20 protein-coding genes and 3 tRNA genes are annotated in these 25,871 nt (G+C 38.6%); 14 read left to right on the top strand and 9 right to left on the bottom strand.

All coding sequences use genetic code 11. The features are described 5' to 3' along the window. The first annotated feature begins 130 nt into the window (after positions 1-130). From ftsH to CSB87_RS05430, 3 genes are all read left to right on the top strand, one after another. Entirely contained in the window at positions 131-2,026 is a 1,896-nt protein-coding gene (gene ftsH, locus CSB87_RS05440; RefSeq protein ID WP_001286662.1) for an ATP-dependent zinc metalloprotease FtsH, read from the top strand. A gap of 130 nt (positions 2,027-2,156) precedes the next feature. Beyond that, entirely contained in the window at positions 2,157-3,008 is an 852-nt protein-coding gene (gene folP, locus CSB87_RS05435; RefSeq protein ID WP_031953196.1) for a dihydropteroate synthase, read from the top strand. Between the two features lie 132 nt (positions 3,009-3,140). Further along, positions 3,141-3,455: a DUF5713 family protein gene (locus CSB87_RS05430; RefSeq protein ID WP_004707350.1), complete on the top strand. Its 315-nt coding sequence runs from the start codon at positions 3,141-3,143 to the stop codon at positions 3,453-3,455. Here the strand turns inward: CSB87_RS05430 and CSB87_RS05425 are convergent, their stop codons facing one another. Together CSB87_RS05425 and CSB87_RS05420 are read right to left on the bottom strand one after the other, a co-directional pair. Then, positions 3,456-3,797 (bottom strand): hypothetical protein, encoded by a 342-nt coding sequence (locus CSB87_RS05425; RefSeq protein ID WP_199963275.1) that lies wholly within the window; start codon positions 3,795-3,797, stop codon positions 3,456-3,458. 75 nt (positions 3,798-3,872) lie between these two features. Next, positions 3,873-3,958, bottom strand: a tRNA-Leu gene (locus CSB87_RS05420). Positions 3,959-4,154: 196 nt separating this feature from the next. Between CSB87_RS05420 and CSB87_RS05415 the strand changes: the two genes are divergently transcribed. Beyond that, a complete protein-coding gene (locus tag CSB87_RS05415) occupies positions 4,155-5,918 on the top strand; it encodes an alkaline phosphatase D family protein (protein WP_031953195.1) in 1,764 nt (587 codons plus the stop codon). 102 nt (positions 5,919-6,020) lie between these two features. Here CSB87_RS05415 and CSB87_RS05410 read toward each other — a convergent pair. Beyond that, positions 6,021-6,106, bottom strand: a tRNA-Leu gene (locus CSB87_RS05410). An 11-nt stretch (positions 6,107-6,117) separates the two neighbouring features. Next, positions 6,118-6,191 (bottom strand) — tRNA-Cys (locus CSB87_RS05405). 152 nt (positions 6,192-6,343) lie between these two features. Between CSB87_RS05405 and folD the strand changes: the two genes are divergently transcribed. Together folD and CSB87_RS05395 are read left to right on the top strand one after the other, a co-directional pair. Continuing rightward, the gene (gene folD / locus CSB87_RS05400; RefSeq protein ID WP_001229846.1) at positions 6,344-7,192 is read left to right on the top strand and encodes a bifunctional methylenetetrahydrofolate dehydrogenase/methenyltetrahydrofolate cyclohydrolase FolD; all 849 of its coding nucleotides are present in this window, start codon (positions 6,344-6,346) and stop codon (positions 7,190-7,192) included. Positions 7,193-7,425: 233 nt separating this feature from the next. Continuing rightward, entirely contained in the window at positions 7,426-8,094 is a 669-nt protein-coding gene (locus CSB87_RS05395; protein ID WP_031953193.1) for a class I SAM-dependent methyltransferase, read from the top strand. A 22-nt stretch (positions 8,095-8,116) separates the two neighbouring features. Here CSB87_RS05395 and CSB87_RS05390 read toward each other — a convergent pair whose 3' ends face one another. Together CSB87_RS05390 and CSB87_RS05385 are read right to left on the bottom strand one after the other, a co-directional pair. After that, the gene (locus tag CSB87_RS05390; RefSeq protein ID WP_001043188.1) at positions 8,117-8,539 is read right to left on the bottom strand and encodes a hypothetical protein; all 423 of its coding nucleotides are present in this window, start codon (positions 8,537-8,539) and stop codon (positions 8,117-8,119) included. A 114-nt stretch (positions 8,540-8,653) separates the two neighbouring features. After that, complete coding sequence (locus CSB87_RS05385; protein WP_006580510.1) at positions 8,654-9,985, bottom strand: MFS transporter; 1,332 nt, start codon at positions 9,983-9,985, stop codon at positions 8,654-8,656. A gap of 373 nt (positions 9,986-10,358) precedes the next feature. On the opposite strand from CSB87_RS05385, the gene glpK reads away from it, so the two are divergent. Both glpK and glpD read left to right on the top strand, forming a co-directional pair. Beyond that, positions 10,359-11,867, top strand: coding sequence for a glycerol kinase GlpK (glpK, locus tag CSB87_RS05380; protein ID WP_106105047.1), 1,509 nt, complete (start codon positions 10,359-10,361; stop codon positions 11,865-11,867). A 153-nt stretch (positions 11,868-12,020) separates the two neighbouring features. Continuing rightward, entirely contained in the window at positions 12,021-13,538 is a 1,518-nt protein-coding gene (glpD, locus tag CSB87_RS05375; RefSeq protein ID WP_031953188.1) for a glycerol-3-phosphate dehydrogenase, read from the top strand. Between the two features lie 41 nt (positions 13,539-13,579). Here glpD and CSB87_RS05370 read toward each other — a convergent pair whose 3' ends face one another. Then, positions 13,580-15,412: a phosphoenolpyruvate carboxykinase (GTP) gene (locus CSB87_RS05370; protein ID WP_031953186.1), complete on the bottom strand. Its 1,833-nt coding sequence runs from the start codon at positions 15,410-15,412 to the stop codon at positions 13,580-13,582. A gap of 391 nt (positions 15,413-15,803) precedes the next feature. On the opposite strand from CSB87_RS05370, the gene CSB87_RS05365 reads away from it, so the two are divergent. The 4 genes from CSB87_RS05365 to groL all read left to right on the top strand — a co-directional run bounded on the left by CSB87_RS05365 (position 15,804) and on the right by groL (position 19,650). Next, positions 15,804-16,742: a diacylglycerol/lipid kinase family protein gene (locus CSB87_RS05365; protein WP_031953184.1), complete on the top strand. Its 939-nt coding sequence runs from the start codon at positions 15,804-15,806 to the stop codon at positions 16,740-16,742. Beyond that, positions 16,723-17,481 (top strand): metallophosphoesterase family protein, encoded by a 759-nt coding sequence (locus CSB87_RS05360; protein WP_002048510.1) that lies wholly within the window; start codon positions 16,723-16,725, stop codon positions 17,479-17,481. Before CSB87_RS05365 ends, CSB87_RS05360 begins: the two co-directional genes overlap by 20 nt. Before the next feature lie 185 nt (positions 17,482-17,666). Beyond that, positions 17,667-17,957, top strand: coding sequence for a co-chaperone GroES (locus CSB87_RS05355; RefSeq protein ID WP_031953182.1), 291 nt, complete (start codon positions 17,667-17,669; stop codon positions 17,955-17,957). A 58-nt stretch (positions 17,958-18,015) separates the two neighbouring features. Further along, positions 18,016-19,650, top strand: a complete 1,635-nt coding sequence (groL, locus tag CSB87_RS05350; protein WP_002048605.1) for a chaperonin GroEL — start codon at positions 18,016-18,018, stop codon at positions 19,648-19,650. Positions 19,651-19,819: 169 nt separating this feature from the next. Here the strand turns inward: groL and CSB87_RS05345 are convergent, their stop codons facing one another. Then, the gene (locus CSB87_RS05345; protein WP_004707370.1) at positions 19,820-20,194 is read right to left on the bottom strand and encodes a diacylglycerol kinase; all 375 of its coding nucleotides are present in this window, start codon (positions 20,192-20,194) and stop codon (positions 19,820-19,822) included. Between the two features lie 107 nt (positions 20,195-20,301). Between CSB87_RS05345 and CSB87_RS05340 the strand changes: the two genes are divergently transcribed. Then, the gene (locus CSB87_RS05340) at positions 20,302-21,264 is read left to right on the top strand and encodes an MBL fold metallo-hydrolase (RefSeq protein WP_004707372.1); all 963 of its coding nucleotides are present in this window, start codon (positions 20,302-20,304) and stop codon (positions 21,262-21,264) included. A 44-nt stretch (positions 21,265-21,308) separates the two neighbouring features. Here CSB87_RS05340 and CSB87_RS05335 read toward each other — a convergent pair whose 3' ends face one another. Beyond that, positions 21,309-22,448 carry a glycerophosphodiester phosphodiesterase gene (locus CSB87_RS05335; RefSeq protein WP_031953180.1) on the bottom strand — a complete coding sequence of 380 codons (1,140 nt, stop codon included), beginning with the start codon at positions 22,446-22,448 and terminating at the stop codon, positions 21,309-21,311. 264 nt (positions 22,449-22,712) lie between these two features. Here CSB87_RS05335 and CSB87_RS05330 point away from each other — a divergent pair, with 264 nt between their 5' ends. Then, the gene (locus CSB87_RS05330) at positions 22,713-25,808 is read left to right on the top strand and encodes a multidrug efflux RND transporter permease subunit (RefSeq protein WP_106105046.1); all 3,096 of its coding nucleotides are present in this window, start codon (positions 22,713-22,715) and stop codon (positions 25,806-25,808) included. The last annotated feature ends 63 nt before the right edge of the window (positions 25,809-25,871 follow it).

Genomic DNA, 25,871 nt, shown 5'->3' with positions numbered 1-25,871 from the left:
TACTTGCCAAGCTCCTAAAAATTGTGCATTTTGTATCTTTTAGGTTATCCGCAAGCAAGACAATTGCTGTTTTTAAGACGATCGGCCAAGATTGGGCATGATCAAATTAGATCGATATGGGAATAAAGCTTTGAGCGATTACTTCAAGAATGCCGTATTGTGGCTAATAATACTGGGTGTTCTGATTTTAATTTTCAGTAATATCAGTGACCGCAATAAGCCTACTGCAATGAAATATTCAGATTTTGTTGCAGCGGTGAATGCTGGCCAAATTAAGCAAGTCACGATTGACGGTTTAAATATTAGTGGTGAAAAAACTAACGGATCTCAGTTTGAAACTGTTCGTCCGCAAGTTGAAGACACTGAACTTATGCCAAGCTTAAACAAGCAAAATGTTGTTGTAGAGGGCACAGCACCACAACGTCAAGGCATTTTGATGCAACTTCTCATTGCTAGTTTCCCTGTACTGTTAATCATTCTGTTATTCATGTTCTTTATGCGTAACATGGGTGGTGGTGCAGGCGGTAAAAATGGTCCGATGAGTTTTGGTAAATCGAAAGCGAAAATGCTTTCAGAAGACCAAATCAAAGTGACTTTTGCTGACGTTGCTGGTTGTGATGAAGCGAAACAAGAAGTTGTGGAAATTGTAGATTTCTTAAAAGATCCTGCAAAATTCAAACGCTTGGGCGCTACGATTCCACGTGGCGTACTTATGGTTGGCCCTCCAGGTACTGGTAAAACGTTATTAGCCAAAGCAATTGCTGGTGAAGCAAAAGTTCCATTCTTTAGCATTTCTGGTTCTGACTTTGTTGAAATGTTTGTGGGTGTGGGTGCGTCCCGTGTCCGTGACATGTTTGAACAAGCAAAACGTCATGCACCATGTATCATTTTTATCGATGAGATTGATGCAGTAGGCCGTCACCGTGGTTCGGGTACAGGTGGTGGACATGATGAGCGTGAGCAAACCTTGAACCAAATGCTCGTAGAGATGGATGGTTTTGAAGGTAATGAAGGCGTAATCGTTATTGCTGCGACTAACCGTGTTGACGTATTGGATAAAGCATTATTACGTCCAGGGCGTTTTGACCGCCAAGTTATGGTTGGTTTACCTGACATTCGTGGTCGTGAACAGATCCTGAATGTACATTTGAAAAAATTGCCTTCAGTTACTGGTGTAGATGTTAAAGTTTTATCTCGTGGTACACCTGGTTTCTCTGGTGCTCAGCTGGCAAACCTTGTAAATGAAGCTGCTTTGTTTGCTGCTCGCCGTAATAAGAACACTGTCGATATGCATGACTTTGAAGATGCAAAAGACAAGATCTATATGGGGCCTGAACGTAAATCAATGGTTTTACGTGAAGAAGAGCGTCGTGCAACTGCTTACCATGAAGCTGGACATGCAATTGTTGCTGAGATTTTACCGGGTACTGACCCTGTGCATAAGGTAACAATTATGCCGCGTGGTTGGGCTTTAGGTGTAACTTGGCAGTTACCTGAACAAGATCAGATTAGCCACTATAAAGACAAAATGTTGAATGAAATTGCAATTTTGTTTGGTGGACGTATTGCTGAAGAAGTTTTCATTCAGCAACAATCGACTGGTGCTTCAAATGACTTCGAACGTGCTACTAAAATGGCTCGTGCGATGGTAACGAAGTACGGTATGTCTGACAAAATGGGTGTTATGGTTTACGAAGATGAAAACCAAAATGGATTCTTCGGTAATGTAGGTAGCCGTACAATTTCTGAAGCTACTCAACAGCAAGTTGATCAGGAAGTACGCCGTATTTTAGATGAACAGTATAAAGTTGCTCGTGATATCTTGGAAAATAATAAAGATATCGCACATGCAATGGTTAAAGCTTTGATGGAATGGGAAACCATTGATCGTGATCAAATCCGTGACATCATGGAAGGTCGTGAGCCTCAACCACCTAAAGTTTATATTGCTGAAAATCCGGTATCTGCGTTTGAACCACCAAAAGATGGTCCATCTACTCCACCGCCATTACCAGCAATGAATTAAGTTAATTAATAAAAAAGCCACAATCATGTGGCTTTTTTATTTGTCTTAAATTTCGATAAAGCTGAAAGAAATCGACAGCATGTAAAGCATACTTGTTAAAATAGCTGCTGATTTTGATCCGGAGCTTTTTATGCAGTTAATTTCTTTACCTAAGCAGATTTTACAGTGTGGACAGCTTCAATTAGATTTATCTCAGCCTCATGTCATGGGTATTTTAAATGTTACCCCTGATTCTTTCAGTGATGGTGGTAAACATAACCAATTAGACCAAGCGGTTGATCATGCACTGAGTATGATTGAGCAAGGTGCGACTATTATTGATATTGGAGGAGAATCTACAAGACCTGGTGCTTCAGAAGTTGCAGTAGAAGAAGAAGTGCGCCGTGTGGTACCTGTTGTGGAAGCTTTATCTCATCATAACGTTATTCTGTCGATCGACACGAGCCAGCCGGAAGTTATTCGCGCAGCAAAAGCAGCAGGGGCACATATCTGGAATGATGTTCGCGCCTTAACACGTCCTAATGCTTTAAAAACCGCTGTAGAGCTAGATATCCCTGTGGTGATTATGCATATGCGTGGTGAGCCAACTACAATGAATCAGTTGGATCAATACGCTGATGTAACATTAGATGTAATGCAAGAATTGCAACAACGTATTGATGAGGCTTTGGCTGTTGGGGTAAAAAAGCACAACATTATTGTTGACCCTGGATTTGGTTTTGCAAAAAATGCTCAGCAAAATTTAAAACTATTAAAAGAATTTTGGAAACTTAATGAATTGGGCTATCCAATTTTATCTGGTCTTTCTCGTAAACGGTTTATCGGAGAAGCTTTAAAAGGTTCTGCCGCTGATCAACGTGCTGTCGGAAGTGTTACTGGGCATTTGCTTAGTATTCAACAAGGAGCTTCCATTGTCAGAGCACATGATGTAAAAGCAATGCATGACGCTATCTCGGTTTGGCAAGCTATGCAACAAGCTTGAAATTCCCTTGTATAAATAGACTAGGGTATGGGTGTCTTAAATAAAGTGGATGAGTGAGTCGGGTAAAAATCTCGTGATTTTTGTGAAAATATGTTATAAGCGGCAAGTTTTTGCTGTTGTGTAATCTTTTGTATGTTCGAAGACCTACTTCTCCCGATGTTTGATGATGAATATTATCCAGATATTTTGGTCGCTGAACTTAAGCAGCTCATTGAACAATTTGCTAAAAAAGTTCAAAAGCCTGCTTTAGCTGATCAAGATGTTTATCGATATGCTCATCAGACTATAAGTGAAATTAATGAAATGAAACCGCAGTTTGAAGATCTAGATTCATCGCTTGATGATAGTGCTGCTGATTATATTGCGGAGGCAATGATGATGGTGGTGCAAGATGCAGGATTTTTAGATCTTGAAATGGAAGAGCTGGTTATGAATCGAGAGTGGTAATTACTCTCGATTTTCAAAGCTTTCAAGTGCATCTAATAAATGACATGAAGACCCTAAATGAACTTCATCTATTTTCTCAACTTCCAATATTAAATTTCCATTCTGCTGTACTTTGACATTTGCTAATAAGCTTACCCAATATTTTTTCTCTTTCTGCTGTAATGCTTTTAATTGAGTAATCACATCTTGAGAAGCTTCAATTAAATAGTCATCTTGAGTGATAGAACAGCGTATAAAATGCCAATATTTATTTTTAAATAAGATAGTGCCGTTAAAAATATCTTCAGCATTTGCAGAGGATATAAAGAGTAGAGAGGATATAAATATTAATATTCTTATCATGGGATCATTTTCATTAGGCATAAAAAAACCAGCTTACGCTGGATTCTTTGTAGCACCAAATTCAATAGTTGAAAATGGTGCCCGGGGCCGGACTCGAACCGGCACGCTTTGAGGGCGGGGGATTTTAAATCCCCTGTGTCTACCTATTTCACCACCCGGGCATGTGCGCAATAATAGAGGACAAGTGCGCGATTGGCAAGAGAAAATCGGAGAGTTTGCTTTATTTTCAATCAGTTCTTATCGGTATTTATATAAATTAACCAATTTTTGTCATGATTTGTTCATCAAACTGAGATCAGCTGTTCATGTTATGTACTTAAGTTTAAAGCACTCATTGCTTAAAACTTAGAGAATTTTATGTCAGAGAAAATTTCACGCCGAGAATTAATTCAAAAAAGTCTATTCGGTTTTGGGGCTTTATCTATACCTGTTGCTTTTACGGGTTGCAACGATGGCTCAGATGATCAAAATCCGCAAGTACAAGCAGATTTTCTTCATGGGGTTGCAAGTGGAGATCCTTTGCAGGATAAAGTCATTTTGTGGACACGAGTAACTCCAGTAGATTTAGGAGTGCGTTTAAAAGTTGTATGGGAAATTTCAACCGATAATCAGTTTAAACAAAATTTAAAGACAGGAATGGTTGAAACAACGAAGACTGATGACTTTACAGTGAAAGTTGATGCAGCTGGGTTACAAGCAGATACGGTGTACTACTACCGTTTTAAATTTGGTAGTAAAGTCTCACCAGTAGGACAGACGAAAACATTACCAACTTCTACGAATAAAGTGAGCTTTGCAGTATGTTCTTGCTCGAATTATCCTGCGGGTTACTTTTATGTCTATCGGGAAATGGCTAAACAGAATGTCGATGTCATTATTCATTTGGGGGACTATATCTATGAATATGGTGCAGATGGTTATGCGGCGGAAGATGCGGTAAAGCTTGGGCGTATGCTACCTGCTGATAATAATAAAGAAATTATTAAATTAGAGGATTATCGCAAACGTTATGCACTTTATCGTCAGGATAAGGATTTGCAAGCTGCTCATCAGCGTCATCCTTTTATTGTAATTTGGGATGATCACGAACTAGCGAATGATGCTTGGCGTGATGGTGCGGAAAATCATCAAAGCGATGAAGGGTCTTTTTCAGATAGAAAATTAGCTGCTCTACAAGCTTATTTTGAATGGATGCCAATTCGCCCAGTCTCTAGTTCTGACCATTTAAATATTTATCGTCAGTTTAACTTTGGTTCACTTGTCCAATTAACCATGCTAGATACGCGTATTATTGCGCGTGATAAGCAGCTTGAATACAAAGACTATATGACGGCCTCTGGTTTGGATATTGCCAAATTTCAGGCAGATTTAACTAATCCAGCGCGTACTTTAATGGGTTATACGCAAAGAGATTGGCTAGTTGATAAATTGAAGCAATCTACAGCTACATGGAATGTTGTGGGGCAGCAAGTCTTGATGAGTAAAATGTGGATTCCAGCTGAGCTATTGGCATCTTTAGGGCAAATTACTTCAGGGGGAACTTCGCCTGAAACACTTGCTAAAATGAATACACAAATCACCGAGTTGGTTACTTTAAAACTTCGTTTGCAACAAAATGATCCGACATTAACAGCCCAAGAAAAAGCAAGAATTATGACGGTGGCACCATACAATTTAGATGCTTGGGATGGTTACTATGCTGAGAGAGAGTTTGTATATGACAAATTGGCAGAGTTTAATAAAAAGATGATTGTGCTCGCGGGGGATACTCATAACGCATGGGCATCTTATTTATATAGCCAGAAAGGAAAGTATATTGGAGTTGAATTGGCAACTAGTTCTGTATCGTCTCCAGGTTTAGAAAAATATTTAAGTATTCCACTGGCTCAACTGCAACAGTTTGAATTTGCTTTTACTACATTAATTGATGAATTAGCCTACTGTAATTTAAATCAACGAGGATACTTGTTGGTTACTCTAGATCAGGCGCAAGTTCATTCTGAATGGAGATTTGTAGATTCAATTAAAAATGCTGAATATCAGATAGATTCAAGCCGACAAAACGATATTGTATTGGATCTAAATTTGATGCCGTTAAAACAAGATCAAAAGACTGCTTGAAGCTATAGAAAAGTAGAGGGTTGCTGAAGCAACCCTTTTTTTAGGCATAAAAAAACCAGCTTACGCTGGATTCTTTATGACACCATATTCAGTACTTGAAGATGGTGCCCGGGGCCGGACTCGAACCGGCACGCTTTGAGGGCGGGGGATTTTAAATCCCCTGTGTCTACCTATTTCACCACCCGGGCTTTACCAAATTTGGAGGCGGAGGTCGGAATCGAACCGGCGTCCACGGAGTTGCAGTCCGCTGCATGACCACTCTGCCACCCCGCCTACATTTGGTGATGCACATATTAGCAACCTTTACAAAAAAAACAATACTGTTTTGAGCGAAGATGCACATAAAAACAACATCTAGAATAAAATTGTCGAAATTATCATGTATTATTGGCACATTAAATTCATGTCTACCTTGGAGATGTGCTGTGGCATTGGTTTTAGACGGTCGTGCATTAGCAAAGCAAATTGAAGAAAATTTGTTGGTACGTGTTGAAGCTTTGAAAGCAAAAACAGGTCGTACCCCGATTTTAGCGACTATTTTGGTTGGAGATGATGGTGCTTCTGCAACTTATGTACGTATGAAAGGGAATGCCTGCCGCCGAGTAGGTATGGATTCATTAAAAATCGAATTACCACAAGAAACCACAACAGAACAATTATTAGCTGAAATCGAAAAGCTTAATGCCAATCCAGATGTTCACGGTATTCTTTTACAACATCCAGTTCCTGCACAAATTGATGAGCGTGCGTGTTTTGATGCGATCTCATTAGCAAAAGATGTTGATGGCGTAACTTGCCTTGGTTTTGGCCGTATGGCAATGGGTGAAGCTGCATATGGTTCAGCAACTCCTGCGGGTATCATGACAATTCTTAAAGAAAACAACATCGAAATTGCTGGTAAACACGCGGTTGTGGTTGGCCGTTCAGCAATTTTAGGTAAACCAATGGCAATGATGTTGTTACAAGCAAATGCAACAGTAACGATTTGTCATTCACGTACACAAAACTTACCTGAGCTTGTGAAACAAGCTGACATTATTGTTGGTGCTGTAGGTAAAGCTGAACTTATTCAAAAAGACTGGATTAAACAGGGTGCAGTTGTGGTAGATGCTGGTTTCCACCCACGTGATGGCGGCGGTGTAGGCGATATTCAATTACAAGGTATTGAAGAAATTGCTTCTGCTTATACACCAGTACCGGGTGGTGTTGGTCCAATGACTATTACAACTTTGATTCGTCAAACTGTAGAAGCTGCTGAAAAAGCTTTAGGTTAATTTAATTTATTCACGACGGCGTCCTACCGTTTAACGCAAATGTTAGGAGCTCGTATGTTACTTTTCTTTCGGGAAAAGTAACCAAAACCATTTGTCATCCGCAAAACTCGTCAGCTACTGGTTAGCTATAGATGAGTCGCAGAAACATTTTAGTTTAATGTAGTCCTACCTCGAACAATTGCGGATGACGTTAACGCGTATCAAATAGTAATTGTAAATTGTTGAGCTTATTTATGAGCTGCACCTTTCAACTGTCTAAAGCCCCTGAACATTTACTTCAAGCCCTACATGAAGTCATTCCTCATTGTGAATTAATGGCACAACAGTTGCCAGAAACTCCAATTTCTTTATGGTTGATTCCTCCAGTTTTTCCAACTGATCGATTGGATGACGAAGTTATTCGCCGTATCTGGAATGACACGCCGTATTGGATTTTTTGTTGGGCATCAGGCTTGGCAATGGCTCAGTGGATACTTGCAGAGCCGCACCATGTTAAAGATAAAGTAGTGTTAGATTTCGGAGCAGGTTCTGGTGTAGTGGCAATTGCTGCAAAAATGGCTGGAGCAAAACGCGTAATCTGCTGTGATATTGATCAGGTTAGTCTAAATGCTTGCCGTCAAAATGCTTTACTTAATGATGTAGAGCTCGAATATCTGGATGATTTATATAAAGCTGAGCAGGTTGATGTTTTACTCGCTGCTGATGTGTTATATGACCAATGTAACCGCTTTTTCTTAGACGAATTTTTAAAATTTGCACCAGAAGTATGGGTAGCCGATAGCCGTGTTAAAAATTTTAGTCATCCAAAATATGAAAAAATTGAAGAAAGAAGTGCGACAACGTGGCCAGATTTGGATGAAGCAAAAGAATTTAGAAATGTAAGTTTTTATAAGACGCTGTAAAAGAACAGCGTCTTTTTTTATGTTATGAACAAGTATAACGAACAACTTTCAATGTACTTGGACGTGCTTCAAGTGCTTGGCGTGTCGCATAATCTTCACCATTATTTAAGCTAGGTGTATTTGATAAGCCAAAAGACGCGCGAGTTTCACCAAGTTGAATTCCATAATGCTCATCTTTAGCTGGATTAGGAATTTCGTTGATGCTTAAAATTGATAATTTATAAACTTTCTGGGCACCTAACACATTCTGACAAGCACGTTGTAATTTGCGCTCATCAAGTTGCTGGTTACTACGGCCAGCTAAAGTATAAGCTAGAGTCGCTGAAGTTTTAGTTTGGTTTTCAATCTGATAGCCAGTTGAACCATTATATTGTCGAGGCGTAGTCTGACAAGCAGTTAAAATAAACATACTACTTAATGCCAAACATAAAATACTTTTATTCATCAGTATCGTCCTTATTTTCTTATACGCAGTATCTCATAAAATAGAAGCGTTGTTTGTGGTTATTCACTAGTTTAGAGCTAACATCGGCTCATGATATTAGCTCTAATAAAAATATTAATGTTCTTTGATTTTTGAATGATGTTTGGTGTCTTTCATAAATATATAGATCAGTAATGAAATGAAAATCATAATACTGACATAAATGAAATACCAAGATTCATGACCAGCTTCTTTAAAACTTAATGCGAAGAATTCGGCTGTTCCTCCAAATAAAGTGTTTGCAATTGCATAAGGGAGAGCTACGCCCAAAGCACGAATATGTGCTGGGAAAAGTTCAGCTTTCACGACAGCATTAATTGAAGTGTAGCCAGTCACCATGATCAGGCCCCCAAAGCATAACCAGAATGCAGTCCAGTAGTTATGCGTGTTTGCGAGAGCATCAAATAGAATGTAGGTGAATAAAACACCTGTCACCCCGAAGAAAATCATCAGTGGTTTACGCCCAATTCGATCTGATAATGCACCCGCCAATGGCTGTAAACACATAAAAATAAATAATGCTAGAGTAGTAATTTGAGTCGCTTCAGGTTTGGTAAAACCAGATGTATTGACTAAATATTTTTGTAGATAGGTGGTGTAAGTATAAAAAGCGAGTGTACCACCAGCAGTTAAGAACAATACTGTAAAGGCTTCTTTAGGATAATGCTTAAATAAAGCAAACATTCCTGATTTTGGCTGATCTGTCTCTGTTTGAGCATTTTTAAAAGATTGTGTTTCTAATAGCCCACGGCGAATACGGAATACCACAATTGCTAAAAGTGCACCAATGAAAAAGGGAATACGCCATCCCCAGTCATGCAATTGCTGCTCGTTGAGTACCATTTGCAAGATGAGTAGTACACATAAAGCTGTAAGTTGTCCTGCAATTAAGGTGACATATTGGAAGCTTGAGAAAAAACCACGGCGGTTCTTTTCAGCCATCTCACTTAAATATGTGGCACTTGCACCGTATTCACCACCTACACTTAAGCCTTGAATTAAACGTGCAATAACTAAAAGTAATGGTGCAAATACGCCAATACTTTCGTAGGAAGGGGTAACCGCAATGAGTAGAGAGCCAACACACATTAAGGTGACAGAAAGCGTAAGGCCAGCTTTACGTCCTTTACGGTCTGAATAAATCCCCATTATCCATGCGCCAATCGGACGCATAAGGAAGCCTACTGCAAAAATTGCAGCTGCTTGAAGAAGTTGAGCAGTTTGGCTCCCTTTTGGGAAAAAAGCATGAGCAAAATAGAGCGTAAATGCGGCATATACATACCAGTCGTACCATTCGACAAGGTTGCCAGCAGAACCGCCCAAAATTGATTTTAGACGAGTTTTTGTATCTAAATTAGAATGTGGAGGTGTTGCGGTAGAAGGTTGATCAACCATGAGTCGCTCCATGTTTCGCTTGGGTTGAATGCTAAAGAAGAGAAGATTTATTCCGTTTTTACATATTATCTTGAGGAGTATTTCACTTTATTTTTTTTATGTCTGTAAAACAATGTTTATTATTTAAGCAAAGGAATAAGTTGAATATTTATGTGATTTCAAATTAGCCGATCAGTTCATTTTTATAAGCTTACTCGGATTTTTAGAATATTATTTTTTCCCAAGTAGTAAAAACCGATAAAGAATGAGTAATGTTTGGGCGAAGAAAACCTATATCCCTTAAAAATAATGATATATTCCAAAGAAAATTTTAAATAAATACAGTTAGGCATAATGTCTTTGCATTGTGGACTAGATGTGTGTGGATAATGAAAGGGACATTCAGATGTCAAATTGCCCAAAGAAATATATTGTTGCTTTTGATCAGGGCACAACAAGCTCAAGAGCAATTGTTTTAGATCATGATGCAAATGTTGTCAGTATTGCTCAAAGAGAGTTTACCCAGATTTACCCTCAGCCAGGCTGGGTTGAACATGATCCAATGGAAATTTGGGCAACTCAAAGCGCTGTGTGGGTAGAGGCTTTGGCTCAAGCAGGCATCAAGAGTGAGCAGGTTGCGGCAATTGGGATTACAAACCAGCGAGAAACCACCATTGTCTGGGATAAGAAAACAGGTAAGCCTATTTATAATGCCATTGTTTGGCAAAGTCGACAGACGACTGAAATATGTAATCAATTGCATAAAGCTGGTTGGCAAGAATATATTCGTAAAACCACAGGCTTAGTGATTGATCCATATTTTTCGGCCACAAAAATTAAATGGATTTTAGATCACGTGGAAGGCAGCCGTGAGCGTGCTGAGCGAGGAGAGTTATTATTCGGTACGGTGGATACTTGGCTCATTTGGAAATTAACTAATGGTGCTGTCCATGTCACTGATTTTACCAATGCTTCACGGACTATGCTGTTTGATATCGAAAAGCTTGAATGGGATGAAAAACTTTTACAAGCTTTAGATATTCCTAGAGCAATGCTACCTGAGGTGCGTAGTTCATCTGAGGTCTATGGGTATACACATACTATTAGTGGCCAAGAAGTAGGTATTCCTATTGCGGGAATCGCTGGCGATCAACAGGCTGCACTTTTTGGTCAAATGTGTGTTGAGTCAGGGCAGGCTAAAAATACCTATGGTACAGGCTGCTTTCTACTCATGAACACAGGTAAAAAGATTGTTCGTTCAGAGCATGGATTACTGACTACTATTGCATGCGGTGCAAACGGAGAAGTGAATTATGCTTTAGAAGGTGCCGTGTTTAATGGTGGCTCTTGTGTACAGTGGTTACGCGATGAATTAAAGGTTATTAAGAACGCTAAAGATTCTGAGCATTATGCAACACGAGTAAAAGACAGTAACGGTGTATACGTTGTTCCAGCTTTTACCGGATTAGGGGCACCGTATTGGGACCCGACAGCACGCGGAGCAATTTTTGGTCTGACGCGTGGGGCTAGTATTGAACATATTATTCGTGCAACTTTAGAGTCCATTGCTTTTCAAACTCGAGAAGTTTTAGATGCTATGCAGCAAGATGCAGAAGAAGAACTTCGTACGCTCCGTGTTGATGGTGGCGTAACGGAAAATAACTTCTTGATGCAATTTCAGTCTGATATTTTAGCAACCCCTGTAGAACGTCCAATAATGAAAGAAACCACTGCTTTGGGCGCAGCTTTCCTTGCAGGTTTAGCAACGGGTTTCTGGCAAGATCTGCACGAGTTAAGAAATAAATCTGCCATAGAAAAAGTTTTTGAACCCAAAATGTCTGCTGAACAATCTGAGTTTATTTATAAGGGTTGGTTGAAAGCAGTGAAACGCAGTCAAAGTTGGGCTGAGGATTGATTTGTTCTTTAATGAGTTAAATTAAAAGTAGAGTAATCAATTAGCGGCTCAATGTTTATTTATTCAAAATTGATTATTCTACTTTTTTGATTGTTGTTTCATCAATTTGATGTTTTAATTTTTATAAGATCAACAATAAAAAGAATATGAGAAATGACAGTACAAACTAATGATTATTCAAAAGTATATGATATTGCTGTAATTGGTGGCGGTATTAATGGAGTGGGTATTGCCAACGATGCAGCAGGCCGTGGACTATCGGTATTTTTGTGTGAAAAAGATGATTTAGCCAGTCACACCTCATCTGCTAGCAGTAAATTAATTCATGGTGGTCTACGCTATTTAGAACATAAAGAATTCAGGTTAGTCAGAGAAGCATTAGCAGAGCGTGAAGTGTTGTTGGCTAAAGCGCCACATATTATTGCACCTATGCGTTTTATTATGCCTCATCGACCGCATTTGCGTCCTGCATGGTTAATTCGAGCGGGCCTATTTTTTTATGATCATTTGGGAAAACGAGAAAAATTATTAGGTTCAAATCTGATTTATTTCAAAGAAGATAGTCCCTTAAAACCAGCGATAACGCGTGGCTTTGAATATTCTGACTGTACTGTAGATGACGCACGTCTTGTGGTGTTAAATGCGCTACAAGCTAAAGAGCAGGGTGCCAAAGTCGTGACACGAACACGATGTGTTAAGGCTTATAAAGAACAAGAACTTTGGCACTTGGAACTACAAAGTGGAGTTGAGGTTTATCAGATACGTGCAAGAGCTTTAGTAAATGCAGCTGGTCCTTGGGTTGAAGAAATTATTAGTGAAAATCTAAATTTAAGATCTCCTTATCAAGTCCGATTGATCCAAGGAAGCCATATTGTTGTGCCAAAGCTATATGACTGTCATAAGGCTTTTATTATGCAAAACGAAGACCGACGGATCGTTTTTGCAATTCCTTATTTAGAAAAATATACCCTCATTGGTACAACAGATCAGGAATACACAGGTGATCCACAAAAGGTAAAGATTACTGATGTAGAAATAGATTACCTTTTGACAGTGACAAATTCACATTTTAAAAAGCAGTTAACGCGAGCGGATATTATAAGTCAGTACTCAGGTGTACGTGCTTTATGTGATGATGAGTCTGATAACCCTTCGGCAATTACCCGCGACTATACTTTGGCACTACAGACGGAAGATAAAACGGCACCATTGTTATCGGTATTTGGTGGAAAGATTACGACTTATCGGAAACTGGCTGAGGCCGCTTTAGAGCATTTGTCTCCGTTCTTTAGTGAAATGGCAGAGGAGTGGACTGCCAATGAACCATTACCGGGTGCTGAGCACTGGACTACATTAGATGATTTAATCAACCAGATTCAATTAAGTGTAAATGGAGTTTCAGAATCCCTTGCCAAACGTTGGGCACATGCATATGGCTCAAGAGTTTGGAACATGCTTCATGAACGAAATAGTATAGAACAATTGGGGCAAAATTTTGGTCATGATTTATTTGAATGTGAAGTTAAATATTTATGTGAATATGAGTGGGCAAATACTGCAGAAGACATACTCTGGCGAAGATCTAAATTAGGTTTGGCGTTTAATGAGAAACAGGTGAAAGTGTTAGAAGCTTACTTATCTGAACGTCGACTAAAAGATGATGCCGCATAATAAAAAAGGCCGCATAAAGCGGCCTTTTTTATATTTAGCAATTAGAAGCCAGTTTTTACAGCTTCAAGTAATGCTGCTTGACGTTCTTTTAATGCTTTTGGTAAGCGCTCGCCAAGTTTATTGAATAACTCAGTGTGGCTTTCAATTTCAGTAACCCACTGGTCTTTATCTTGAGTAGTGATAAGGTCAAATTGTTCTTTACTGAACTCAGTGCCTTTCCAGTTCAAGTCTTCATATGTTGGAACAAAACCGATTGGTGTTTCAACAGCGTTTGCACGGCCTTCACAGCGGTCAATGATCCACTCAAGAACACGCATGTTTTGACCGAAACCAGGCCATACGAAGTTGCCTTCAGCATCACGACGGAACCAGTTTACGTTGAAGATTTTCGGTAATTTGTTGCCAGAAGCTTCAGCTTTCTCGCTTACTTTTGCACCAAGGCTTAACCAGTGGTCAAAGTAGTCAGCCATGTTGTAGCCAGCAAATGGAAGCATCGCGAATGGGTCACGACGAACGATACCTTGTTGACCAACAGCAGCAGCAGTAGTTTCAGAACCCATAGTTGCCGCTTTATATACACCGTCAACCCAGTCAAAAGCTTCAGAAACTAAAGGAACTGTATCTGCACGACGACCACCGAAGATGAACGCAGAAATTGGAACACCTGCTGGGTTTTCCCAATCAGCGTCGATAGATGGACATTGACCAGCTGCAACAGTGAAACGAGCATTTGGATGTGCTGCTTTTTCGCCGTTTACGTGAGGTTGACCTTTCCAGTTCGTTAAGTTTGTTGGAACTTCTTTAGAAAGACCTTCCCACCATACTTGACCATCTTCAGTTACTGCTACGTTTGTATAGATAACATCTTTATGAAGTGTTGCCATACAGTTAGGGTTAGTCTTGGTATTTGTACCAGGAGCTACACCGAAGAAACCAGCTTCAGGGTTAATCGCATATAAGCGGCCATCTTCACCTGGTTTGATCCAAGCAATATCGTCACCTACAGTTTCGATTTTCCAACCTTCATAACCTGCTGGTGGAATTAACATTGCAAAGTTTGTCTTACCACAAGCAGATGGGAATGCAGCAGCGATGTAGTGTTTTTCACCTTGAGGGTTAGTCACACCAAGAATAAGCATGTGTTCAGCTAACCAACCTTGTTCGCGTCCCATGACAGAAGCGATACGAAGAGCTAAACATTTTTTACCAAGTAATGCGTTACCGCCGTAACCAGAACCGAAAGACCAGATTTCACGAGTTTCTGGGTAATGAACGATATATTTCTCTGGGTTACAAGGCCATGCAACGTCTTTTTGACCTTCAGCAAGTGGAGCACCTACTGTGTGTACACAAGGAACAAATTCGCCGTCTGTACCTAATACATCATAAACAGCTTTACCCATACGTGCCATTTTGCGCATGCTAACAGCAACATAAGGAGAATCAGTTAACTCGATACCGATATGAGCAATATGGCTACCTAAAGGACCCATAGAGAAAGGAACAACGTACATCGTACGGCCTTTCATTGAACCTTCAAATAAACCATTTAATTTTTCACGCATAACAGCTGGATCTTCCCAGTTGTTTGTCGCACCAGCATCTTCTTTATTTTGAGAGCAGATGTAAGTACGATCTTCAACACGCGCAACGTCAGATGGGTCAGAATTTGCAAGATAAGAACCAGGATGTTTTTCTTGGTTTAATTTCTGCATGGTGCCGTTAGCGATCATCAAGTCGATTAGACGTTGATACTCTTCTTCGCTTCCGTCACACCATTCGATTTTTGCTGGTTTGGTTAAGTTTGCAATTTCTTCAACCCATGCTATAAGCTTAGGATGACGAACGAATTCTGGTGCGTTCACTGTGGTCATGGTGAGGCCTATTCAAAATATGTACAACGTACAAGTCTATTCATTGGGGTACAATGAAAGATCAAATAAAAAAGTGGCTGTATTAAAGCATAAAATCATAAAAAAAATAAGACTAAAGACTAACAATTAGATATTTGGAATTCCGATTGTTTTTATATGAAAATCATTTGCTTATGATGTTTTATATAGTTTTTACTTTTATATTTTTATGTTGTATGTATGTTATTTACTTAAGTTATTTTATTTAAAATCAATAAATTAGCTCTTAAATTTTTTTTGAGAATTATTATTGATTAAACAAATGAAGATCATTCAAAATTTACATAAAGAGACTTTTAATAGGTGATTTTATATACAAAATAGAATAAACATCTTACTTTACGATAATAAAATGCGGCCCTTGAAACCTCTTTCGATCATCTATAACGAAAAATCAGGATTTCACGCTTCAAAACATGAAGATGTTTATGAGCAACTGATGACTGTATTTACTGAACATGATTTTGAAATACAAGTATTTGAATTAAATGAAAATACATTGTTCGATGATCTGATGAATAATGTTATTCATCGGCATTCACAAAACGAAAATATAGGGGTGGTTGTTGCAGCTGGTGGGGATGGCACATTAAATGCTGTTGCATCTAAACTTAAGAATACTTCTATTCCAATGGGAATCTTGCCTTTAGGTACTTTTAACTATGTCGCTAAAGTTTTAGATATTCCCCTAGATCTTTTAGAAGCAGCAGAAGTGATTGCTACAGGCATTCCTCGGTCAGTACATATAGCAGCAATCAATGATCATATTTATTTAAATAATGCTAGTTTAGGTCTATATCCACTCTTTATCAAAAAGCGCGAACTCTACAATAAATATTTAGGAAGGCTTCCTTTACATGCCTATACATCCGCTTTAGATGTTTTGTTAAGAGAAAATAAGTCAATGAAGCTATCTATAACAGTAGATGGTAAAAAATATCCCGTTAAAGCACCTCTTATTTTCTTTGGGAATAATCAATTACAACTATGTGATATGAAACTTAGAATTGCAGAATGTGCAGCACAGGGACGAGTTGCTGGAGTTGTAATTACAAAAAGTGATAAGCTGAGTTTACTCAATATGCTTTGGCAGTGGATTCAAGGTAAAGTTGAAGATGCCCAAGATGTATATAGTTTTTGTGCAGATCATGTTGTAGTCGAATGTACAAAAAAATCGAAACTTACAGTTGCTTTAGATGGTGAAATCATAGAGATGAAACCACCTTTAAATTTCACTGTAGAAAAAAATGCTTTAAATATAATGGTGCCGAATGTTATTACATCTGTCTGATTTACACTTTGGAACGGAAAAACAAGAGTGTTTAGAGGCAATTAGGCACTTCTGTATTCAGCAACAGCCTGAAGTAATTGTTGTAAGTGGAGATATTACTCAACGTGCCAAATACGAACAATTTTTTAAATGTCGGCAATATTTAGATAGTCTCAATATTCCTTATTTAGTGGTGCCAGGCAACCACGACATTCCTTTGTATCATGTCTGGAATCGTTTTTTTTCTCCATTTACTCGTTATCGATATTTTTTTGGTGAACTGGAGCCAACTTTAGAAACTGAACATTTTTATATTGTTGGTGTAAATAGCATACGCCGTCGTTACCATACGCGTGGTCATATTTCGATTGAACAAATTCAAGATACTTATGAGCGTTTACAAAAAGGGCCTAAAGATAAATTAAAGCTAGTGGTTTTCCATCAACCTTTTTATACACCACCCGATAATAAGCATGGAATAAAGGATTGTCCGGTTTTAGGAAAAATCGCCTTAGAGAAGTGGAGTACAACTGGATTATTCGGAATGCTGCATGGTCATCTTCATAAAACGGCTATATATGATTTAACTCAAATTTACCATCTGGAAATAGATCATCCTATTTATGATATTCATGCGGGTACAGCAACTTCTACTCGTTTATATCATCATAATCCAAATAGCTTTAATACGGTTTCAAATACAGGAAAGATTCAGCATTATTGGTTTAATGAACAGCAGGCTGAATTCACTACAGATTGATTTGGTTTAGATGAGATTAAATATTTGATTGTTTAAAAAATATTCAAAAAACAGAAAAATTTTTCTTATTTCCCCTTGAAGCCATTTTTTTCATCCCCACAAAAGTGACATCTAAATATTTTGTTATTGCTCTGGATTAAAGCAATAACGATTAATCAAAAAGACTAAGTCTGATGGAGTTAATTATGAGCAACATTCGTCCATTACATGATCGCGTTGTGATTCGTCGCGTAGAAGAAGAAACCAAAACTGCTGGCGGTATTTTATTGCCAGGTTCTGCTGCTGAAAAGCCATCTCAAGGTGAAGTAATTGCAGTAGGTAATGGTCAAATCACTGATAACGGCGTACGTGCTTTGGATGTTAAAGTTGGTGACAAGGTGTTATTTGGTACTTATGCAGGTACAACAGTTAAAGTAAACGGTGAAGAACTCTTAATCATGAAAGAGTCAGACATCTTAGCTGTATTAGTAGGCTAATCGATCCATAACTCAATTCATTATCAGATTCAGTATTTAAAAAGATTCGGAGTTTAATATGTCAGCTAAAGACGTAAAATTTGGTGATTCAGCTCGCTCAAAAATGATTGCAGGGGTAAACGTACTTGCAGATGCGGTTAAAGTGACTTTAGGTCCTAAAGGCCGTAACGTTGTAATCGACCGTTCTTTCGGTGCGCCGCACATCACTAAAGACGGTGTAACTGTTGCCAAAGAAATTTCATTAAAAGACAAGTTTGAAAACATGGGTGCTCAACTTGTACGTGAAGTTTCAAGCAAGACTAACGACATCGCAGGTGACGGTACGACAACTGCAACTGTACTTGCTCAAGCAATTTTAAACGAAGGTATCAAATCAGTAACTGCTGGTATGAACCCAATGGATTTAAAACGTGGTATCGACATTGCAGTAAAAACTGTAGTTGAAAATATCCGTTCTATTGCTAAGCCAGCTGATGATTTCAAAGCAATTGAACAAGTTGGTTCTATCTCTGCTAACTCTGATACTACTGTTGGTAAACTTATCGCTCAAGCGATGGAAAAAGTAGGTAAAGAAGGCGTAATCACTGTAGAAGAAGGCTCTGGCTTTGAAGACGCATTAGACGTTGTAGAAGGTATGCAGTTTGACCGTGGTTATATCTCTCCATACTTTGCTAACAAGCAAGATACTTTGACTGCTGAACTTGAAAATCCGTTCATCCTTCTTGTTGATAAAAAAATCAGCAACATTCGTGAATTGATTTCTGTTTTAGAAGCAGTTGCTAAAACTGGTAAACCACTTCTTATCATCGCTGAAGATGTTGAAGGTGAAGCGCTTGCAACTCTTGTTGTAAACAACATGCGCGGTATTATCAAAGTATGTGCTGTTAAAGCTCCTGGTTTCGGTGACCGCCGTAAAGCAATGCTTCAAGACATCGCGATCTTGACTGGCGCAACTGTTATTTCTGAAGAAGTTGGTATGTCTTTAGAACAAGCGACTCTTCAAGATTTAGGTACAGCGCACAAAATCACTGTTTCTAAAGAAAATACAGTTATTGTTGATGGTGCAGGTGATGCTGCTGCTATCGCTGAGCGTGTTCAACAAATCCGTGCTCAAATCGAAGAATCTACTTCAGAGTATGACCGTGAAAAATTACAAGAACGCGTTGCTAAATTGGCAGGCGGTGTTGCTGTAATTAAAATCGGTGCAGCAACTGAAGTTGAAATGAAAGAGAAGAAAGACCGCGTTGACGACGCTCTTCACGCAACTCGTGCAGCAGTTGAAGAAGGTGTTGTTGCAGGTGGTGGTGTTGCGCTTGTACGTGCCGTAAATGCGCTTGAAGGCCTAAAAGGTGCTAACGAAGATCAAACTGCAGGTATCAACATTTTACGTCGTGCGATCGAAGCTCCACTTCGTCAAATCGTTGCGAACGCTGGTGATGAGCCATCTGTAGTAATCAATGCAGTTAAGAAAGGTGAAGGTAACTTCGGTTATAACGCTGCAACTGGTGAATATGGCGATATGTTAGAAATGGGTATCCTTGACCCAGCTAAAGTAACTCGTTCTGCACTTGAGCACGCTGCTTCTGTTGCTGGCTTAATGTTGACTACAGAATGTATGATCACTGACATTCCTGAAGACAAACCAGCTGCTCCAGACATGGGCGGTATGGGTGGAATGGGCGGCATGATGTAATAAACATCAACGTCTAAATAAAAAATCCCTGCAAATGCAGGGATTTTTTTATTTCTTATATAAATTAAGAAAAAGTTAAGTTGATATTCTTAAACTTATAGTCAGGAACAGTAGCTGTAGTTCCTCTTTTTTGTTACACCATGCTTATCCTCTTATAAGCATGGTTTTTTTAACCTAATAAAATGATAAGCCATGTCACTGCTATAATTGAAAGCGCGACAAATTGAGCAGCACTTCCCATATCTTTAGCATTTTTAGAGAGTTGGTGTTTTTCAAGTGATACACGGTCAACTACCGCTTCAATCGCAGAATTGAATAGTTCTACAATAATTGCAAATAAACACACAACCACCATAAGTGCATGTTCACCGCGAGTTACATCTAGAAAAAAGCTAGTAGGGATAAGCACAATATTAATTAAAACAATTTGTCGGAAAGCGGCTTCATTTTTATAAGCTGCCTTAAATCCTGAAATTGAATAACCTGTCGCATTCAAGATGCGCTTTAGTCCACTTTTGCCTTTGTAGGGAGAATAACTATTCATTCACTTATATTTTTAACACTTTTCATGCATTATATATCGCGGCCCTTAAAAAAAATATTAAATCTTTTTTAAAGATTTTGACTTTATAACTTGATAGAGAAGAAGAGATGAAAAAATTATTTGTAGCATTAGGACTTGTCATGAGTGGGTTACATGTAAGCTATGCAGAGCCTGCCTCAGCTCAACAAGTACCGGGATATTATAAGCATCAATTTGGTAATTATCGCATCACCTCTTTACTGGATGGCACTATTTATTTAGACCCTAAGTTATTTAAAAATTTGAGTCAGGCTGAGAAGACTAAAATTTTAACAAAATACGCCGCTGTTAATGAGAAAGGGGTTCAAACTTCGGTAAATGCATTCTTGGTAGATGACGGTAAAAGTTTAACTCTTGTTGATAGTGGTGCTTCAAGTTGTTTTGGCCCACAGTTGGGTTCAATTGCTAAAAATCTTGAATTGGCAGGCTATCAACTTGCTAACGTGAAAACGGTTTTGTTAACCCATCTACATCCAGACCATGTTTGTGGTATTGCTCAAAATGGAAAAGCTGTATTTCCTAATGCAACTATTTATGCACATGAACGTGAAGCTGACTATTGGTTAAATCCAGCTTCTGAAAAAACTGTACCCGCAGATAAAAAAGAAAACTATTTAGGCACGGTTAAAAATATAAAAGCTGCGCTTGCACCGTATCAAGCGAAAAAAGCTTTCAAGACCTTTAAAGATGGCGATGTCATTCAAGGGTTTGAAGTAATCAATACACAAGGGCATACACCGGGTCACCACAGTTTCCGTTTAAAGAGTAAAAATCAACAAATTGTCTTTGTAGGAGACATTGTTCACTCACATTCTTTGCAGTTTGATGCTCCAAAAACCGGTGTAGATTTTGATGTAAATTCTGAGCAGGCAATTAACACTCGTTTGAAAATGTTTGCTGAAATCTCAAATAAACAGCAATGGGTAGCTGCTCCACATTTGCCATTCCCAGGAATTGGCCATGTGTATAAAGTAAATGCAGAGCAATACCAATGGATTCCTCTATATTTTAATAACAGTGTTGATAAGTAATAAAAACAGGGCATTGAATGCCCTGTTTTTTATTAAGTCTTTAACTATTTAGTTGCTTTCTCAAAGTTATTGACTGCTTCACGGCCGAGTGCTGGGTCATCTGTAAAGATACCATCTACACCTGCTTTGAAATATGCTTCAAACTCTTTTAGAGCACCTGTCGGGCAACGCTCGGCAGGTTTGTCACTACATTTTAAAGGCTGAGGTAAAAAGTTGTTTTCTGGACGGAAAGTATATGGGTGTACTTTTAAGCCAGCGGCATGTGCATCGCTAATAAATGAAGTAGTTTGTACTGAACCATCATTATTGAAATTGAGAATATAGTTTTTGCTTGGGCCTACACCATTTGCATATTTAGCAACATCTTTTAAGCTTTGCGCTGTAGCTAAATCACCATATGTTTTAGAAACACCAGATTCAACAAAGTCTGCTGGTCGAGAGGTTTTTGCATCATATAACTGAATGATTTGTGCATGTTTAAGTGTTTTATGTAGATCAAGTTGATCTTTTAAATACTTTAAATTGCTGACTTCGAACGATTGCAAATAGATAGGGGCAATATCACGTGTATATTGATATTTGGCAAGAGTTTTAAGAAGTGTGTCTTCCATGGCCAAATTCTTGTTTTTAAAATAAGTTGGATGTTTGGTTTCAATATATAAGCCAATAATCTTTCCGGTTTTTTTATAATTTGCTTCGGCAAGTTCAATGACTTGTTCAAGTGTTGGAATTGAATACAGATCGTTATAAGCCGTATTTGCTGGTCGGAACTCAGGAATACGTTCACGTGCTTTAACTTGTTGTAATTCATTTAAAGTGAGGTCTTCCGTAAACCAACCCGTTAAATTGACACCATCAATATTTTTTGTGGTTTTACGGTCTGCAAATTGGGCAAGAGTACTGATATTGGTAGTACCACCAATTTCGTTTTCATGACGAGTAACCAATACACCGTCTTTTGTTGAAACCAGATCAGGTTCAATAAAGTCAGCACCATCATCAATCGCTTTTTGATATGAAGCCAAAGTATGTTCAGGACGTAAAGCGCTAGCGCCGCGGTGTCCAATCACTAAAATTTTAGGAAGTTGATATTCTGGTGTAGTTGGAGTTGTTTCGGTTTTATCATCGTCATTGCAACCGACCAAGCTAATTAAACTTAAGCATAAAAGTGCTTTTCTAAACATAATTCTACTCATATTGTTTTAGTTGAAACGACTCAAGTATTGGGATTTAGTTTGACGTGATCATGAAGAATTCATGAATTTTAAGTGACACTATTTAACTGGTTCTTTATTGCTTTGTTGGAAATAGTGAATCACGCTTTGTTTTTGTCTTAATTACATTTATTGTTTTAATTCCACTTGTCTTTTTTACACCGCTCGTTGATGATCACAAGGTCTCAAAGCGGCATTTACTCCTGTTAATTAACGACATCATACCGAGCAGCCATGCTATCTAAATTTTTTATTCAGCGCCCTATTTTTGCCAATGTACTGGCGATCATTGTCATGGCTTTTGGTATTTTTTCGGTGATGCACTTGCCCGTAGAACGGTATCCCGATATTGCACCTCCGAAAATTACAGTGTCGGCAAGTTATAGCGGGGCAGATGCACAAACGGTTGAGCAAAGTGTTACCCAAATTTTAGAACAACAAATACAAGGGATTGATCACTTACTCTATTTTAGCTCATCAAGTGATTCATCAGGACGTAGCCGAATTACCATTAGTTTCGATAATGGAACCAACCCCGATACTGCTCAGGTCCAAGTCCAAAATAGTATTAGTGGTGTCATACGCCGTTTACCCGATGAAGTACAACGTCAAGTGGTGACAGTCAGTAAGTCACTAGGCGATACCTTTATGGTAATTGGTTTATACGACTCGACTGGTAAAACTGGAAATATTGAGCTGTCGGACTATTTAACTACACATGTCGTCGATAACTTAAACCGTATTGAAGGGGTGGGTGAAACGGATGTATTCGGTTCGCAATATGCGATGCGTATCTGGTTAAATCCAGACAAGTTAAAGCAATATAATTTAATGCCAAGTGATGTGGCTAATGCAATCACTGCTCAAAATACCCAAGTTGCTGCAGGTGCAATCGGTGATTTACCAGTCATTGATGGTCAATATCTAAATACAAAAGTGACGGCAGGTTCTCGACTAAAGACTGTTGATGATTTTAAAAATATTGTCGTAAAGTCAGATAAAACGGCGAGTTATGTTTATTTAAAAGATATTGCAAGAGTTGAGCTTGGCGCAGAAAACTATCAGTCTTTCAACACGATTAATGGTTATCCTGCTGCGGGTGTAAGTATATCTTTATCCTCGGGCGCAAATGCTATTCAAACTTCTAAGCTCATCCATCAAACCTTAGATCAGCTCGCCACTAAATTACCAGCAGGCTATAAAATCGTTTATCCACGAGATAATACGCCGTTTGTTCAAGAGTCGATTAAGGAAGTTGTAAAGACGCTTGTAGAAGCCATTATTTTGGTAATTTTGGTGATGTTCCTGTTTTTGCAAAGCTGGCGTGCAACACTCATTCCGAGTATTACCGTTCCGGTTGTGATTTTGGGAACTTTTGCAGTCTTATATGTGCTTGGTTTTAGTATTAACACATTAACGTTATTTGCACTGGTACTCGCCATTGGTTTGTTGGTTGATGATGCGATTGTCGTAGTTGAAAACGTTGAGCGGCTCATGCATGAACAGCACTTAACTCCAAAAGAAGCTGCAATTGAGTCAATGGGTGAAATTAGCGGTGCATTAGTCGGCATTACATTGGTTTTAACTGCTGTTTTTATTCCAATGTCTTTTTTAGGTGGTTCAATTGGCGTGATTTACCGTCAGTTTTCCATTACTTTAGTTGCCGCTATGGCATTATCGCTTACGGTTGCACTCATTTTAACGCCTGCATTGTGTGCATTAATTTTAAAACCTAATCCTGAACCTATGCGCTGGGCAGTGTGGTTTAACCAAAAAATTGATCAACTTAAAAATAAATATATCAAGCTTGTTCAGACGAGTATTCATTACAGTAAATCGGTTATTGTGATTTTTGTGGCGCTGATTGCAGTTTTTATGCTCTTCTACAGTGGTTTAAAAAGCGGCTTTATTCCTAAAGAAGACCAAGGTATTTTAAGTGTGCAAATTAAGCTGGTAGACAGTGCTCCAATTTCTGAAAGTCAGAAAATTGGTGAACAAGTGCGCCAATACTTTCTCACTAAAGAAGATAAAAATGTTGATCTGGTTTTAATTCGTTACGGTCGAAATAATGCCGGGACAGGACAAAATTTAGCGCAAGGCTTTATTGCTTTAAAACCTTGGGATGTACGTACGGCGAAAGAGGACTCGGCTGACGCTATACAAAAGCGTGCAATGAAATATTTCAGAAATTTTAGTAATGCTCAAATTAACGTGACCTTACCTCCTTCGGTAAATGGTTTGGGGCAGACTGATGGCTTGGATTTCTGGATTCAAGATTTAAATGGACAAGGGCAAAACTTCTTAGATGGTATGTTCCGTCAGTTACAGGCTCAAAGTAAAAACTATTCAACTTTTGAAAACTTTGATAAGCAGTCTACCAATAGTAAAGCAAATCTGAATATCAAAATTGACCAGAAACAGGCTTTGGCAAATGGTTTGGAACTCTCTGCAATTAATAACACTTTGTCGAGTGCATGGGGCGGAACTTACGTAAACGACTTTATTGATCGGGGACGTATTAAACGTGTCATGATTCAAGGTGATGCCGAGTTCAGATCTAAACCTGAAGATTTATATAATTGGTCTGTGCGTAATAATCAAAATGAAATGGTGCCTTTTAGTTCGTTTGCTAACTTTAGCTGGGGTGGGGCACCAGAAATTGTAAAACGCTATATGGGATATAGTGCTTTACAGTTACAGGCCGATGTTGCCGGTGGTAGCAGTTCTGGTCAGGCTATGAAAGATGTTGAACAACTCGTCAACCAGCAAAAAGATATTGGTTTGGCTTGGACTGGTCTGTCTTTTGAAGAACAGAAGTCGACCAATCAGGCGGTATGGTTATATCTGATTTCGGCAGGTTTTATTTTCTTATGTTTAGCTGCTTTGTATGAGAGCTTAAGTATTCCTGCTGCCGTGATGACTTCTATTCCGCTAGGTGTAGGAGGAAGTGTCATTTTCTCTTATATCTTTGGTTTACCAAATGACGTGTATTTCCAAATTGCACTTCTAACCACGATTGGATTGTCATGTAAAAACGCAATTTTAATTGTTGAGTTTGCTGCATTAGCCCAAGAGAAAGGAAAGAATGCTATTCAGGCCGCTTTAGAAGGCGCAAGCTTGCGTTTAAGACCGATTTTAATGACTTCTTTAGCCTTTGGTGCAGGTGTGATTCCACTTGTATTTGCACAAGGCGCTGGTGCGGTGAGCCGCCAAGAAATTGGTATTAGTATTTTAGGTGGCGTAATGTTTGGTACTGTACTGGTTCTATTCTTTATTCCAGTTATGTATGTGTTATTACGTTCATTGTTTAAATCGAAAGCTTCAAGTTAAAAGCAAACAATTTAAAAACAGGCATTAAATCAAGTATATTAAGTTTAACTTCTCTTCATATAT

Source organism: Acinetobacter sp. AR_0276 (assembly GCF_003000705.1).
Classification (GTDB): Bacteria; Pseudomonadota; Gammaproteobacteria; order Pseudomonadales; family Moraxellaceae; genus Acinetobacter; species Acinetobacter nosocomialis.
This window is presented reverse-complemented; position numbering and strand designations above follow the sequence as displayed.

Excerpts from the sequence above, each read along its gene's own strand:
- CSB87_RS05385 (WP_006580510.1), bottom strand. The coding sequence starts at position 9,985 with ATGGAGCGACTCATGGTTGATCAACCTTCTACCGCAACACCTCCACAT.
- CSB87_RS05370 (WP_031953186.1), bottom strand. The coding sequence starts at position 15,412 with ATGACCACAGTGAACGCACCAGAATTCGTTCGTCATCCTAAGCTTATA.
- glpD (WP_031953188.1), top strand. The coding sequence starts at position 12,021 with ATGACAGTACAAACTAATGATTATTCAAAAGTATATGATATTGCTGTA.
- CSB87_RS05415 (WP_031953195.1), top strand. The coding sequence starts at position 4,155 with ATGTCAGAGAAAATTTCACGCCGAGAATTAATTCAAAAAAGTCTATTC.
- groL (WP_002048605.1), top strand. The coding sequence starts at position 18,016 with ATGTCAGCTAAAGACGTAAAATTTGGTGATTCAGCTCGCTCAAAAATG.
- CSB87_RS05330 (WP_106105046.1), top strand. The coding sequence starts at position 22,713 with ATGCTATCTAAATTTTTTATTCAGCGCCCTATTTTTGCCAATGTACTG.
- folP (WP_031953196.1), top strand. The coding sequence starts at position 2,157 with ATGCAGTTAATTTCTTTACCTAAGCAGATTTTACAGTGTGGACAGCTT.
- CSB87_RS05365 (WP_031953184.1), top strand. The coding sequence starts at position 15,804 with ATGCGGCCCTTGAAACCTCTTTCGATCATCTATAACGAAAAATCAGGA.
- CSB87_RS05390 (WP_001043188.1), bottom strand. The coding sequence starts at position 8,539 with ATGAATAAAAGTATTTTATGTTTGGCATTAAGTAGTATGTTTATTTTA.
- CSB87_RS05425 (WP_199963275.1), bottom strand. The coding sequence starts at position 3,797 with ATGATAAGAATATTAATATTTATATCCTCTCTACTCTTTATATCCTCT.
- CSB87_RS05335 (WP_031953180.1), bottom strand. The coding sequence starts at position 22,448 with ATGTTTAGAAAAGCACTTTTATGCTTAAGTTTAATTAGCTTGGTCGGT.
- CSB87_RS05345 (WP_004707370.1), bottom strand. The coding sequence starts at position 20,194 with ATGAATAGTTATTCTCCCTACAAAGGCAAAAGTGGACTAAAGCGCATC.
- CSB87_RS05360 (WP_002048510.1), top strand. The coding sequence starts at position 16,723 with ATGTTATTACATCTGTCTGATTTACACTTTGGAACGGAAAAACAAGAG.
- glpK (WP_106105047.1), top strand. The coding sequence starts at position 10,359 with ATGTCAAATTGCCCAAAGAAATATATTGTTGCTTTTGATCAGGGCACA.
- CSB87_RS05355 (WP_031953182.1), top strand. The coding sequence starts at position 17,667 with ATGAGCAACATTCGTCCATTACATGATCGCGTTGTGATTCGTCGCGTA.
- CSB87_RS05430 (WP_004707350.1), top strand. The coding sequence starts at position 3,141 with ATGTTCGAAGACCTACTTCTCCCGATGTTTGATGATGAATATTATCCA.
- CSB87_RS05395 (WP_031953193.1), top strand. The coding sequence starts at position 7,426 with ATGAGCTGCACCTTTCAACTGTCTAAAGCCCCTGAACATTTACTTCAA.
- CSB87_RS05340 (WP_004707372.1), top strand. The coding sequence starts at position 20,302 with ATGAAAAAATTATTTGTAGCATTAGGACTTGTCATGAGTGGGTTACAT.